Here is a 15,327-nt window from a genome sequence, read left to right as displayed (position 1 = left end):
TAAGTTCCTTACAGTGAAACTTGTTTTATATAACTAAACGATTTGACCGCGCATGATAAATTGCGGGCCTGCTGCGCCACCTAGATACTGTTCATTGGTAGCTTCAAAGCCGCCTTTCTTATAACAGTTGAATGCTGCGGGATTTTTGCAATTCACAGTTAAGTAAATCGACTGATACGCTGAGTAATTCGCTTTTAAATATGGAAACAAAGCTTTGACCGTGCCAGTTCCTAAACCTTTACCTTGCTGGTTTCTATCAAGCACAAAAGCTCTTAAGCCAATACTTCCTTCAGGGCAGAATTCGTAGTGCTCTGCGTAAGCGATATCCAGCTTAAAGAAACCCACAACTTCGTTATCAGACTTAATCACGTGCAAGTGCGTCGTTTCACTGCCGTCTAATAAAAACTCTGCAGCTGTGCCAGCGAACTTGACCTGTTCGTCGGCGAGTTGGATGGCCTGAACTAACGCCACATTGGATTCTTCAAGCCTTTCAATAGTTATCATTGTTCTTCCTTCTGTATAACACGCACGAAAAACCGACTAAAGCTCATCGCTAGTGTCTCGAGAACCGTAGTTTGGGAAGTTGATATTAAGAACGTTATCATCCTCAAGTGTGAATAGAACGCTTCCATTCTCGACACCAGTTTCGTTCCTATCTGAACAACCTAGAAACAGCTCCCAATCAAACGAATATTGAAGGCGGTATTGATTCGCATTGATGTGTAGAACGTCTTTGATTTTAATACCGTCCACCACGTGTGCCATATCATCGATGTATGACAGGTCTGGGATTAACTTTTCTTCGAAATCACTCTTATTCTCGGTTAAGAAATTGAGCAGCTCAGAACATAACTCGGAGCCATGAACCAATGGTTTTGACAGACTAGAAAACAACATTTCTAAATACTCCAAGGATTTTTTTGATATTGGGCAGATACGCGCGAATCGGTTACAGGTTCAAGCTCAGCCAGCGCGAACCTTTAAGGCTAAACGTTACTATTATCCGAGCTATTAAACGAGTACATTCGGACTTCATCTCTCGGAAACCAGCCTAACTTTTCGTAAAACTGTTGAGCGTTGATGTTGTCGTTATAGACAAACAAGTGGGTCTTAGGGATACCCAACCCTACAAGTGCGTTGACCGCCTCAGCGACAAGCTTACAACCTAACTTTTGCCCTCTGAAGTTAGCCGAGACAGCTAAGTGTTGTAGATACCCACGACGTCCATCGGTTCCGACTAACACAGCGCCAATGATCTCGTTGTTACTCTCAGCCACAAAACTCAGACCGGCATTACGTTCTAAATAGCTCGCAATGCTTGCTTTCGAATCGGCATCGCGAATACTCATGCCTTCTGTCTGGCACCATAACGCGATCACTGAATCGTAGTCTGAAATGTCCATTTCCCGAATGTTTACCACTTTAATCTCCTTGTTTATGTGCGGATTAGTCATCTTCTTTTAATGCTAGAGGGCTATTTCGATACTTTCTTTATTGGCTGACAAACTAACAGCAAGTAAGCCAATGTAGAACTAAACAGCACGGCTCCTAGAGTGTTAAATCCTAGGTGATCCATTGAAGTCGAAAACGAGAAAGAGGCTACAAAGAAGAGTGAATAGTAATAAATCGTAAAAAGCTTCAATAGTTGAGAGCATCGTTTACACGTCATTTGCTTAGAAGGATGCAACTTCGATTTCTCTTTAATAGAAATCGACAACCCACAATTTGGACACTTGAACATTTTGTTAATCCTTAACACTAATCCTTACCAAATCAACGTACAGCTAAGCCGCCATTAACAATGCTGAGACTGCATTCAAATTTAACAATAACGCTAACCAAGCGTTAAGAGTCACGTTTATATGCTTTGTATTATGTAATTCCCAACCAACTCAGTAGCCTCAAACGAAGGACTAATTGGTAGTTTTAGATTCAGTTGTTCAATACCAACGGCCATAGATCCATTTTCTGACTCAAACTCTTCCCAACTGATCTTTCTTACTTTTGTTACAGCTTTGGCGGACAATAAGAGTTGAGCGAATTCTGCAGGACTATAACCTTGAGTCTCTGCAATAAAATGCTGCTTTTCTAAGGTTCGGCCTTGCGCCAAAAGTAAATAGAACCGCGCAATGTCATAGACATGAACATATTGGTTAAATCCTATAGACGGCATACCTACTTGAATCGTTTGGCTAGCGAAAGACTCTACAATTCGTTTTAACTGACAATCCTCACCGCCATAAACCAAACTAGGACAGTAAACGATGTGCCACCTATTTCTAATCGCGCTATGTATCGTTTCTACGTCTAATCTAACGGCGTCCAAGGGTTTCAGTCTAAACTGCCTCAAATCTTCGCTAGAGGCATTGCCAAAGAGCCAAACACCTGATGTATGTATCTTTGTTGCGCCTTTAGCAGCAAGTAGGTCTAACTCAGAGAGCAATTCCTGCTCCACATCGGCAATTTCATGTGCGGAAAATTGTGACCAATGTGGACGCGCGCAATTCACAACCACATCAAAATAGCCTTCAAAATCGGCTCTACCTTCTATCAACCCCACTCTAAGAGGAGTGACGATTTTGTCTCTACCGTATGTAAAAACTTCAAATCCACTTTTTGCGAATAGCGATGTAACGTGACGGCCAATGTATCCACTAGCCCCTGCAATTAATACTTTCATTCTTTCCCTGAACTTTGCATACATGATGCCCTAGCTTTACTTCTCAGCCAGAACAGCGCACTCAACGGCTAAATCTTTCCTGTTATCCAGTCGAGAGTTATCAACCAGCGTCGTGATTTTCATAGCTCCCTTTTGGTTCATTTACGAATCGCATATTACCCAACGGAAATAAGGTCTTTGACCATCTATTCGCTCAACCTTTGCCCCCAATCTTTTGTAGAAATCAAGCGCTTCTTATTGTGCGGACTTGCCGTCCATGAGATATACGAAGCAGATGAGGACTCCGCTTGCGACTTTAAAGCCAGCATAAGTTCACGGCCATACCCTTTTGATCTTTGATTTCCTATAACCAATAAGTCGTCAAGCCAGATTGATGGCTCTCCACTGAAGGATGAATATCGATAGTGATACAGTGCGAAGCCAAGATGCTGATCATTCGCTTCCAAGATTAAAGCATGGGCAAATGGATAGTCACCAAATAGTGTGCGTTCGATTTTCTCTATAGTTGTCGAGATTTCACCGCTAAACCCTCTCATACTTCGGTCAAAGTCAGCTTTTTGTTCAATGAACTCTAACAAGATACTTGAGTCTTCTTTCTTCGCAGTCCGTACGATCACTCTCTTCTCCATGTTTGATAAGCCTCATTCTGTATAAAGGTGGAAGCGCGCTTGTCGCTCAATGATATAGAGCTAACTCAAAGATAACGTTGACCTCGAACTCAGCTCTACAAAAAGGTCTATTCCTGTGACTTGATAGAGTTAACGTCACATCGGTGATAAAAGGAAGTTGATGTGACGCTGCCGATTGATTAAAGCTAAGACGCCGGAATCTGACCTAAAATTATACTGCGAATACAATTAGGCCATAAAGGTCCTGCATGAGCATTAACCGAACAATCCTGCGGTGACTGTTCGCGACTCAGTCTAGCAAAGTTATTCTATTGTTGACCAATAATCGACGTTAACTCTTCTTTTTTGTGAGAGTCACATGTCTCCATTTGAGAGTCTCCTAACGTTGCATGGTATTCCTTTGCCCAGACAATGCTTTCTGCGATGATGTCTACTGCTTTTATTAATGTTTCGTGTTCATGCTCCGGGCTCATTGACATACGGAATCGAGCTTTCCCTCGCGCTACAACAGGGTATTCTAAGATGGTTGTAACTACTCCCATACGGAACGCTTTCGCACACGCTAGGCGAGCAATATTCTCTGAGCCAACATGAAGCGAAACTATTGGAGAAGGGGTCCCATACACATCGATGTTATGCATCTTTGCTCGTTTACGTGCAACATTTATATTCGACATCAATTTAGCGCGACGTTCTTCCCCCTCTTTACTTGCTATTAGTTTTAGACCTTCACGAGCAATCGCAATTTGTGTAGGTGATAACGATGTAGAGTAAGTGTATGGCCCTGCGAATGAACATGTCGAGAAAACCACACCAAGGTTTGAAGTAGTTAAATATCCACCATTAGTCGACAGTGTTTTCGAGAATGCACCAACCACGATCAGGTCAGGATCGCCTAGTACTCCTTGGTCTCCAAGAGTTCCTTTACCGTCCTTGCCTGTGCAACCTAAGTCGTGACAAATATCCACGAGCAGAGCAGCATTGTGTTTTTTACATATATCGAGGAGTTCTTTTATGTCAGGTGCATCACCATCCATTGAGTAGAGACCTTCAGTGACAACTAATACACCTTGTGTAGGATTGTCTGAACGAATCGCTTCAAGTTTCAACCTTACTTCCATATTAGAAAGGTGTTTGAATTTAAGTACGTTGTCACATGATGCATAAGCCCCTTGCTTTAAACTTTGGTGCGCGTATTCATCGATCAACACTATGTCATCTTTTCTCGCAACACCCGCGACCCCGCTAAATGATGCAGCCCAGCCTGTTGGGAATAAGATGCTATATTCGTGGCCTAAATGTTGAGCTATCTCTTTCTGGAGAGCACCCGACTCTGGCGAGTTACCTAACAAAGGGCCAGTATTAATACTGTGAAGTCGCTTATTCGTTAGCGTTTCAATCGCCGCTTGCTTTAGCTTTGGATGGTTTGATAAGCCCATGTAATCTACGGTTGATAAGTTAATACCTGTAAACTCTCGGCCAGCAAGGTCACGGACCGTTGCTTCTACATCTGGGTCACCGACTACTTTCAAAAAATGGCTCATAACACCAGCCTCAAGTCTACGACGGTACCAACCTTCAAGATCTTGATAACGATCCAAAATATATTCTGAGCGAGGGTTGAAGTAGCGCATTTGTCCTTTCGTAAGTACGCCTTCACCTTGTAATAACGCCTTATTTGGGAAAGATTCTTCGAATTTGTATAGATCAATATTAAGTTCTTCTGTTTTTTCAATGTTCATTCCGATTTCCTTATCAGTTTCAATAATTTCATATTTGTTGTTTGTTAGGTAGCTCATCATTAGTTGTCCCATGTTTCCTTAAGTCGCATTACGCGATGGCCCAACTCAATGCGCTCGAGAAAGTCATGTAAATCAACATTAGCGAATGCTCTTCGGTGTGATTTTGTGCCGATCACTAATTGTTGAGAATTCATCTTTGTTTGTAAGATATCTCTAATTAATCGTCGATTACTTATCGCTTGCTTAAAGGTTTTATCCCAACCTTTAAGAAACTGTTTGAATTCTGATGTATTTCGATTGCCGGTTTGTGTAAAGCACTTGATAGCTCTTCGAATAGCCGAGTATGAAAGAACTCTTGTTCTAGTATGAGCCCATGTTGAAAGCCCTAAGTTGTCTATACTCTCTTTTTTTGTCCCATCAAAACCTTCGAGATTAATGCCTAATACTCTGTCAAATAGGCAATGTTCCAAATCGATGGATGTGACTTTAGATGTAGACTTTTGAATGTAGGTGTTTCTTGGACGCCAATCCGCATTGGAAAGGATGTATGCTGCGGCGGCTTGTATACCTACTTGTTCTGCGACCTCGATATTATAGTCACCATCTTTCCAGCTCTCCCCCTTAGCTGGAGAGCTAAAGAGTAGCGGCTCCTCACCCTCTAATAGGTAAGCTCGTGGTGCTGCCGCTCCTATTGCACACATTATTCGATGGGCAGTTTCTTCGATGTAAGCGCTTGCTGGATCTATGTATCTTTTGACGTACCACTGTTTCTTTACATTATTAGTGTCATGCCCATAAACTCTTGCGACAATGTTGTAGCGTCCTAATTCTTCTTCTGACAATAGTTCAATGTCAGTAACCATGAAGTTTTGATCATCTATCGTGTATTCAGCACCTATTTTCAAAAGCGGAGTGCATGATGTGGTAAGCCAAACCAACTCACTGAGACAATTAACGTATACATCACGACGTCCATTACCAATATTAATAGCGTTCATCCCTAAAGATTTTGGCGCGTCGTAGTCACTCTTAACGTCATCGCCAATAAATAGACAATCAGAGGGAAGTAGGCCAAGTTCCGAAGTCACGCCGATGTAAGCACTAGCCATTGGCTTTTTAGTACCTATATCACTAGAAAAATTTATTACGTCAAAGTACTTAGCGAGCCCTAATTCAAAAAATGGTTTTTTAAAAACTTGGGCGACATTCGATAATAGTGCAATTTTAATATTACGAGCTTTTAGATTACTTAGTAATAATCTAGCGCCCTTAGTGAGCTTTGCTGTTGATAAATGGCTCTCTAAAGCAAATCGACATTTAGAGTATTCCTCTGCAGTTGACCGACGTCCAATTAACGCTTCGATAAAACCTTCCAACGCTTTATCATCACTTTCAAAACATTCGATTAATGTTGCCTTAAGCTTAACTGGAGAAGCTTTCACACCAAGAATTTTAGAAAATTCCCTAAGCAAGGGCCTAGTATTAAAATCGATCAGAGTTCCATATAGATCAAAAATCACACATTTAAATTTACCAGATGAAATTGACATTTTTTTGAATTCTAAATTGGAGGTACTTTTTAATTCACCCATTACAAAACTTCCTTGTTTAAAATGTTAGACTTATATTTTATTTATTAAATTGAGACTTAATAGTACCAATGAGCATTAAATGAAAATTGGTCAAAATCGTTGCTATAAAACAGCGCATCGTTTGGGTTCGATGAGTTAAAATAGACACACTCAAAAGACAACTTAATATCACTTGTTAACTTACCCGATACTTCTAACGTTCCAATTACGCCTCCATATCGAGTATCAATAATGCCTCCAATTGTTGTTTCTAAATCGTATGCATTGTAAGTTGTATACTTATAAGCCAAGAAAATATCATTTTGAAAAGCTACCGTTCTGTCATCTTGCCTACTATCATAGTAATACTCAGCATAAACGGTTGACTCACCTTCACCGAACCAAGATGAGCCTAATGCTCTTTCAACACCAAAAGTTGTGCTGACATATGAACCGTAGGAGTTGGGCTTGAAATATCCTAACTCCAACTTATATATGTTGGAGTCGAGAATGTACTGAGCATCAAGACCGAGTGTATTACCTAATACATAGTGTGGTGCTAAGTATTCTATGTCTCCATCTACTTTGTAGATTGGCTTACGATATGTCCCATTAAAAAAAACAAATCCAAACTCTAGGTCATCTAACATCCCAGACATACGAGCCGCGTAGTCTGTGTGCTTTTTACCTTTGCTTGACTCATAAGTACTTTGGCTCGCATCGACCGGTAATCCAAGCCCCCAGGGACGTTGCGTCCCGCCATAATTCAGCTCTTCAAATCGCGGTAGAATATACCCCTCAACAGTGACCATATCGCCAAAATAGGACGCTGCTATCATCGACTGACCTAGCCCTTGCTTTTGGAAGTAGTCCCTAATCTGGTCTCTTTGGTTGACAATATTTATCACATTGATACCTTCTGTCACTCCCCAATAGACAAGGTCATAACCAACATCAATTTGATACGAATCCCCTACCCAATTAATTTTTGCGATAGTTGGATCGAAATAACCTTCCGTGTATTCGTTTATCCCTTTCTGAGCATACAATCTAAGATCATAATTTAGATTTTCAGACAACTCCCCTCTACTTCTCAGCTCCCCCACTGCACTGATAGTCTCATCCGTAGTTTTTTTAGTATTTACAAAATCAACGACGTCGATGCCTAGAAATCCGTGTAAGTTCATTGCATGAACATTAAATCCATATACAAGAGCAAATAAAGAAATTATTTTTGAAATATCTGCCCCCATAATTATTGCACTCGATTAAATGAGTTTGGTCTGAAGCTACTTTTATTAGTAGAGTCTGTCGTGAACTCTTCAAACACTATCTCAGTTTCACTGTTTTTTATATGGTCTTCCATTTTTAAAACATGTGGCCGCCAAGCTCCTCCTTCTGAATATGAAACATAATCGCTTAAGTGCAAGGTTTTTGAATGTTCACCACGACTATTAAAGTACTTGTTGAATTTCGGCTGATAATTTGAACCATCTAAATATGTTTCAATACGAGAGTATCCAGAACCATTGTACTTGGGTTTGTAAGCCACTTTAATTAGTTTCTGACCGGACACTTCAACAGTGCTAGCTTTTTCAAATTTATATTTACTTAATTCAAGTGAAGATAAATCTTCGAATGCAAAATCACTTCCTACGAACGAGCTATCTCTATTCGATGATGAAATTCGCTTTGTCCTATTTATACTTGGTAGAAAAAGCCATTGTTGGTCGTTCCCGTCCATTGCTGTATGTGTTAATACCGATACACCTTTAACGTCCGTTGGCTGTGAAAACACATTTATGGTTTTATTTCCGGCATTGTCTGATTCCAGAATGTACTGTTCCATTATGCGGACAATCTGACTATCTCGTGTCTTAATAGTCATGGTAACGGTAGACATTGAGTTTGTTAAACCGCGCTGGTATTCACGACTCAGGTTCATTACCTCTTCTGCATTCAAAGAATATTCACTTGTATCATCTGATATAGCAATATTTGAAAAAGTTGACAAACACGTCGTAATAGCCATCAGTAATACAGTTTTTGATTGTTTAAGTTTCATGATCACCCACCATTTTCATTGTTGTTTAACTGTTTCGAATTTCTTGTCTTCCTGTACTTGATCGTCTTTTTGTATTACTTGTCCCTTCGGTTTTCGAAGCATTATTGCCGGAAGAACCGTCAGGTCGATCACTAATGCTGTTACAAGCACGGTTGCAGCCAAGATCCCGAAGACTTGGAATGGAGCAAAGGTAGAAAGAAGTGACGCACCGAAAGCAAATACAAGTACTAGAGTTGTTCCATATAGCCCGATACCAGTTTCACTAAATACTTGTGTGAATGCGGCAGTAGGTGACTGTCCTTTTAACTTTTGTCTTTGATATTCAGTAATAATGTGTAACGTGTCGTCCACCGCAATACCCAAGGTGATACTGACAACCAGAACGGTTCCTACATTTAGGTTCTCCCCCATTATCCAAAGACCTAGCCCTCCCACTAACAGCGGCGTTAGGTTTGGTAAAAGCGCTATAAGACTCAGTTTCCAAGATTTAAAAGCGACACAAAGTACGGCTGTTATGAGTAAAAACGCAATGCCAACTGACGATAGAAATGAGCTAACAACATAACTTTCTTGTCTTTGGTACAATGAATACTTACCAGTAACAGTTGCATCTAGATTGAGACGTTTAGCTTCGGCATTGATAATCGCAATCTCTTCAAGCGCTTTTGCAGAACTGTCTACTCTCCAAAAAACAGTGAGTCGAATTGCATCGTTGTGGCTAGAAACTCGATTATCGACAGATAGCCCTTTTGGCAAGCCCATGGTGTAAAATAGAAGTTGTTGAGCAATACTTTGCTGCGTTTCACCCAAACGGTAACTGCTGTCATCACCATAATTCAATGCTCTATTTGTCGATTTAAGAATGTCGACAATTGATACAACTTGAGCGACTTCTTTACGGCTCTCAATAAAGCGTTCAAATTCATCGACTTTATTCAGGAACTCTGGTTTTTGTGCACAGTTTTCGCAGCCCGCATTGATCATAATTTCAATGTTTCTTGCCGAACCGATAGTTCGGTCAATTTCATTCACACCTTTACGTAGTTCGTGCTCCTTTGCGAAGTATCCAATGGGATCTGCATCGACCCTAATCATCGTCGTAGCCGCAACACTTGCAATGACAAACGCTAGATATGCAATCAACACACCTTTTCTATTGTTTGATACTTTGTTTACAAACTTACTCACTGTACTTTTTGAAACTTGAAGTGGCTGCTTTTTGTTGTAACCAAATGGCAAGATAAACAATAGAGAACTAAGCATTAGGTAGGTCAGCGTCCACGCATATAACACGCTAACTGAAGCCGCAATTCCGAGGTCAGCAATGGTTTTTATGTCAGAAAATTTGAAACTCAAAAATCCAATCGCAGTGGTTAATGCGGTAAGTAGAGTCGGCTTAACATTCTTAGTCAACGCGTACTTTGCTGCTGTATTTTTGTCTGAATAACTCTGTTGTGCTATACGATATGTCACTAAGATGTGGATACACCCCGCGACAGCTAGACCAATAGTTATCTGCGGAAGTACAGTTGTAATTGAAGTCATCTGGATTCCTAACCAACCCGCCAGGCCAAGACTGCCTATAGATGAAAACACGACAATTACCATCGCGTAGAACACACACCATGCGTTGCGAAGCACGTAGTACATAATGACAATACATGCGAACAGTAGCGCTGGAATAATCTTAGCGTTGTCCGCTTCTGACGCATCGGCGAATGACTGAACAATTAAAGGTGCGCCAACTAAATGAAATTCGTGCCCTTCCAGAATAGTGTTTGCCAGTAAATCGCGCGCAGCGGTGACAACGGGTTTAATATCTAACTCTTTACCATTACTTGGCCTCAGAGTACCGACAAGCAGACTCATCGATGTGTCTTCAGATAAGAGATAGCCAGTTAGAATCTCATCCTTTTTAGCGATTCTCTTCAGTTCTGCAATATCGTTCTCTGTGTATGATTTTAGAGTTGACACAAGGGGCTCAACATTGATGTCATCACCTTCAGCATATACACGTTGATAGTTTGTAATTGAATCCACTCTAATTACGTCGGGTAACTGCCACATTTCATTGGTTAAATGTTGTAATAATTCGATCGAGTCTTTGTTAAATAGCCCATCATCATTTTTTACTGCGATAATGACTGAGTCATCATTACCAAAAGTTTGTTCAAAGTTGTCAAACTCCACCAGCCATGTGTCATTTTTATGGAAGTAACCGGCATGAGTGAAGTCAGCACTTAAACGACCAAGGCCTACAAACGTGAACGCAACTATAAGTAAACTTAAGATCATTACTAATACGGGTTTTGCAGCAAGAACGTTGACAAATTTCATTGAGTAAACTGGAAATTCGTGGTTTTCTTTGTCCTTATAAGAATTTTTCATGTTATATCCTTTACATCTATGTCTGGTTCAAATAGCTATTACGTAGGATGCTTTTAGTCACTTTCCCTGTGTGCCCTATAGGAAACTCTTTTAGAAAGACTAAGTCGTTTGGGTGCTTGTACTTCGCTAGACTGGCTTTGAGTGCGCGCTCTATATGAGGTCTAGCTTCACTATTGCTATTGCTTGGTTTAAGTATTACCGACGCAACAACTGTTTCACCTCGAATCCTATCGGGTACACCAAATACAGCCACATCTTTGACAATATCTACCGCTCTAATTACGTCCTCTACATCCCTTGGAAAAATGTTATATCCGCTCTTAATGATTAGGTCTTTCTGCCTACCTGCGATAAAGCAAAAACCATCTTCGTCGATGTACCCGAGATCGCCCGAGTAAAGCCAACCATCTTTCAATACGATTTGGGACTCCTTGGGAAGATTCATATACCCAAGCATGATATTTGGACATCTAAATACGAGTTCTCCAACGTCTCCGGCATGTAACGTTTTTCCTTGTAAATCTACAGCTTTCGCAGTGACCCCTTGATAAGGACGACCTACCGAACCAATTTTTCGATTTCCTTTTCTATTACTGCACACGCTTACGATAGTCTCCGTAAGTCCATAGCCTTCATGTATTTGGGTTGAGAACGCAGTTTCGAACTCATTTTGAAGTTGCACATCCAGCGGCGCGCCTCCTGTTAGACAAGTTTCAAGGTGAGAGAACTTGATATCGTCTATATTGCCTCTACAGAAATCTAATATTTTTGCATACATGGTTGGGACACCTGCAAAAAGTGTGATTTTGTCCATTTCGAGGCTATTTACGCACTCTTGGACCTTGAAGTTGTCGTGAAGTACTATCGTTGCGCCAGACATTAACGCCGTGCCAATCAACGCGTTAAAGCCGTACGCGTGAAACAAAGGTAAAACACATAAAATTCGATCATTGGGCTTTACGTTAAATGCGGTCTTTAGCATCTGTGACTGTGCAAATAATGCTTTGCTGGACATCATTACACCTTTTGACGAGCCCGTTGTTCCAGACGTATACATGGTAAGGCTGTGCTGGTTGTAGTCATCAGCGTAATTTCTGTACTCAATGTCACCAAGAATCGAGTCGAATGTGTTGTGCTCGTCGCTTGTGTTGCCCACAACCACAATCTCCGGTTTTATTTGGCAATCCTTAATAGCCATTTTTACAGTTGTTACGTGTGAATAATGGACGAAAATCAAGCTTAGATTACTGTCTTCAACAATATGTTTGATTTCTTTTGGCGTTAAGAGAACGCTGATTGGTGACGCTACATAACCGCCTAGGAGCAAACCGTAAACTATTGAAACGAACTCAGGAATATTTGGAAGCATGATTCCAACACCCCCTTTAACTTTAAGATTGTCGACTCCGTTCGCTATGCGACAAGCTTCGTTAAACAGATCTTGATAACTAAGAGAACGGTCTTTATGTTGAATTGCGATTAGTTCGGAAAAATTTTCAAATTGATCCATTAAAATATGGTTATTCATTTAGGCCGCCATATCGATTCTGTGATCAGTAATTTCAGCAACAAAATTATTGTCTTTGTAAATTTGAGCGCTCAGAGGAATGTATTTCTTTATCGGTTTATCCTTTGCCGATTCAGAGGTTGAATAGCTCATAAGGAATACGACATAACCGAAGAATTCTGCCGAGTATTCTCGGCTTAGAGCCGGGTTGATAGACGTAAAGCTATAATAAAACTTATCGTTTACTGAACGAAGCCAACAATAAAGCATTGCTCCAGCCTTCTGCGAGGCGCTCATCCCATAGATACTCGTAAGTTTTACCTTTCCAATTTGCGTATCGTGTTGGTATCGACCAACATTACTCATTGTTACGGTCGCGCCAGCTCCACCACTCTCAGCACAATCTAAGTTGTACTTTTTATATGTTTTCTCAGAGTTCCAAAATTTGTCGAAAACTTTATGGAAAATTAATGGCGATTTCATATCGACCTCTGACTTAGCACTTTCACTAAATGATTTTGCCAGGTCCCAAAATGTATCTTTTGGATTCACCATCACGTCAGATGCACCAGTTCCCGATAGATAGCCAATTGCATCGGAACTAATTTCGTCACCCTCAAAATATCGACGAAGACTGAAGTCCATAGGGAGCGTGAATCTGTCTTTAACACCTAACTTAGCACCGGAAAAATGCAAAACTGCACACTGGACAGCCGCTGCGTACGCCCCTCCAACCGTCACACCCTGGCTTTTGCATTCTGAGATTACGTTTTGACAAATATCCTTAGAGCTTTTTGCGAAAAAACAGTTAGTTTTCAATTTTTCTCTTGGCTGTAAACGCCCCTGAGGCTTAATTTCTGCCCAAGTATTAAATTTACTACGAGCACGTAAGAATGATTCCCTATGTAGCGTTCCAAGTATATTTTCAAGCAAGCCAATATTAGGTGAAACCTCTAGCGCTGAAGGCGTTGGAAGTAGCGGCTTCCCAAGGTTCTGTCCCCCGCAATGAGCCACAAATTCACTCAACAGGTTCATCAAGGAGCCTCCATCAACCAGCGAGTGCTGTACATTGATTATGATGTGACCCGATTCTGGTAGCCATGTAACTCGGTACATATAACCACCAGATAAATCAAATGTATGATTAACTTCATCTTCTGCAACTAACTTCCAAAACGGTGTTGAGTTAGGTTCATTGACTGCATGTGAGTATCGCTCAACAACGTGAACCTTTTCGGGATTGACAGGCAAGAACTCAAATACTGGTCGGGCATTGTGACCGTCTGGCCACATTACTTTAGCTCGAAGGTTCGGGTGACGATTGTGAAGGGCTACTGCAGCTTCGCGGATTTGCTCAAAACTTTCGATGCCTTCAAGCTGTCCTATGACAACATCAGAGATTCTTGATTGAGCCATAAATGATTCGAACCCTTGTAGTGGTCTTGTTGAGTTCTTTGAGTCCTGTTTTAACTCACGTTCAATTTTTTTCATTAGTCCTAGCCCTCTGTCCCTTCGCCTTAGTTGACGAATCACGTCCGTTTGTTCCGGGTTTTCAAAAGAATGCTTCAATAGAGTAAGGGCTTTATCAGCTGAACCGTTCGTATATAATGAGCTTGCTAAACCGTGTACGAACCGCTCTACTGGATACCCGTATTGATTTGAGTAAAGGTACGCGCGTTTAAAGTATTTAAGTTCATCACGCAAAGTTTCCTTCCTATAGAATGCCGGCAATTTTTGGTTCAAAAGCCCCTTACAATAATTAAGATAAGGATGATATTTGTCCTCTCTTAATAAATGGTTAAGCATCATTGTGTATTTTCTCAACCTCAACAAAGCTACCACTTTGGGCATTGTGCTTAATCGAAAGCCTTCTAATCGGACTTCCTGAAGCTTCATGTCAAAACTCGATTGAGGTAGAGTCCGCGCAGTTTCCCCAATCTTTGATACTCTTTTCACATCATTTTTTGAGATTAATTCAACATTCTGATCTAAAAGAAGCTCAAGCTCATCGTTCACTCTAGATGAAACACTTTCAATTTCCCTATTAACCAAATGACTGCCCTCTTGGTTAATAGCCTTGCTATAGATCCAGCCATACACTTCACTTTTAATCAGATGAGCTACGTCTTTTGGCTCATAACCTTTGAATCGTTCATCATTCGGCCGAATAAGCTCGCCAAAAGTTATTTGGCCTTTCGCGCCTTTTGAAAACTTTAAGCTTCCACGAGGCAGTACGCTTGAAAAGTTACTGACTGCTACTGGTAGGATTGGGATACTGTGCTCTACCGCTAAGTTGAACGCTCCGTATTTGAATGCATGCAGTGACTGTCCGTCAGATCGGGTGCCTTCGGGGTACATGACTACTGCTCTACCACTATTTAACAGTTCGGTGATCGTGGCATATGTCTTATCCGGGTTCTTGGGATCGATTGGGACCGCGCCGCCAGCAACTTGAACCTCCCTGACTAGCGGATTCTTTAATGCCTTTACATTGGTGGGAATCTTCACCTGTCGGTCTACTAGTTTCCAAAAGAGGTTTGTTATCACAAAACCATCGAAATAACTTTGATGGTTTGGAACAATGATAACGGGTCCATCTTTCGGAATATTTACAGAACCGACAAAACCATTTAAGTGTGCTTCCAATTTACTATCTATATAAAGCATCAGCCCGCGAAAAAAACTTTGTTGAAAAGCCATGCGAACAAAATGTTTAGTTCTTTTACCTAAAATAGCTAACATGGA

General features: G+C 41.0%; 11 protein-coding genes and 1 pseudogene. All 12 read right to left on the bottom strand.

The features are described 5' to 3' along the window. Window positions 1-33: 33 nt before the first annotated feature. Window positions 34-504 carry a GNAT family N-acetyltransferase gene (locus AB4407_RS13400; protein WP_372120900.1) on the bottom strand — a complete coding sequence of 157 codons (471 nt, stop codon included), beginning with the start codon at window positions 502-504 and terminating at the stop codon, window positions 34-36. A gap of 36 nt (window positions 505-540) precedes the next feature. Beyond that, complete coding sequence (locus tag AB4407_RS13395; RefSeq protein ID WP_132761876.1) at window positions 541-897, bottom strand: hypothetical protein; 357 nt, start codon at window positions 895-897, stop codon at window positions 541-543. Between the two features lie 89 nt (window positions 898-986). Next, window positions 987-1,421 carry a GNAT family N-acetyltransferase gene (locus tag AB4407_RS13390; protein ID WP_372120899.1) on the bottom strand — a complete coding sequence of 145 codons (435 nt, stop codon included), beginning with the start codon at window positions 1,419-1,421 and terminating at the stop codon, window positions 987-989. Window positions 1,422-1,858: 437 nt separating this feature from the next. After that, window positions 1,859-2,680, bottom strand: coding sequence for an NAD(P)-dependent oxidoreductase (locus AB4407_RS13385; RefSeq protein ID WP_132761873.1), 822 nt, complete (start codon window positions 2,678-2,680; stop codon window positions 1,859-1,861). A gap of 141 nt (window positions 2,681-2,821) precedes the next feature. After that, a pseudogene (locus tag AB4407_RS13380) lies at window positions 2,822-3,309 on the bottom strand (N-acetyltransferase family protein). Between the two features lie 308 nt (window positions 3,310-3,617). Continuing rightward, complete coding sequence (locus tag AB4407_RS13375; RefSeq protein ID WP_372120898.1) at window positions 3,618-5,051, bottom strand: aminotransferase class I/II-fold pyridoxal phosphate-dependent enzyme; 1,434 nt, start codon at window positions 5,049-5,051, stop codon at window positions 3,618-3,620. 59 nt (window positions 5,052-5,110) lie between these two features. Continuing rightward, complete coding sequence (locus tag AB4407_RS13370; RefSeq protein ID WP_372120897.1) at window positions 5,111-6,643, bottom strand: HAD family hydrolase; 1,533 nt, start codon at window positions 6,641-6,643, stop codon at window positions 5,111-5,113. 56 nt (window positions 6,644-6,699) lie between these two features. Further along, window positions 6,700-7,875, bottom strand: a complete 1,176-nt coding sequence (locus AB4407_RS13365) for a hypothetical protein (protein WP_372120896.1) — start codon at window positions 7,873-7,875, stop codon at window positions 6,700-6,702. A 2-nt stretch (window positions 7,876-7,877) separates the two neighbouring features. Next, on the bottom strand, window positions 7,878-8,687 hold the full coding sequence (locus AB4407_RS13360) for an outer membrane lipoprotein-sorting protein (protein WP_372120895.1): 810 nt from the start codon (window positions 8,685-8,687) through the stop codon (window positions 7,878-7,880). 15 nt (window positions 8,688-8,702) lie between these two features. After that, complete coding sequence (locus AB4407_RS13355) at window positions 8,703-11,075, bottom strand: RND family transporter (protein ID WP_372120894.1); 2,373 nt, start codon at window positions 11,073-11,075, stop codon at window positions 8,703-8,705. A 16-nt stretch (window positions 11,076-11,091) separates the two neighbouring features. Then, complete coding sequence (locus AB4407_RS13350; RefSeq protein ID WP_372120893.1) at window positions 11,092-12,603, bottom strand: class I adenylate-forming enzyme family protein; 1,512 nt, start codon at window positions 12,601-12,603, stop codon at window positions 11,092-11,094. Further along, the gene (locus tag AB4407_RS13345) at window positions 12,604-15,324 is read right to left on the bottom strand and encodes a 1-acyl-sn-glycerol-3-phosphate acyltransferase (RefSeq protein WP_372120892.1); all 2,721 of its coding nucleotides are present in this window, start codon (window positions 15,322-15,324) and stop codon (window positions 12,604-12,606) included. Window positions 15,325-15,327 lie beyond the last annotated feature (3 nt).

The organism is Vibrio sp. 10N.261.46.E11, assembly GCF_041472735.1.
Taxonomy (GTDB): Bacteria; Pseudomonadota; Gammaproteobacteria; order Enterobacterales; family Vibrionaceae; genus Vibrio.
The sequence above is the reverse complement of the archived record's forward strand: the minus strand, read 5'-3'. Positions and strand labels throughout refer to the sequence as shown.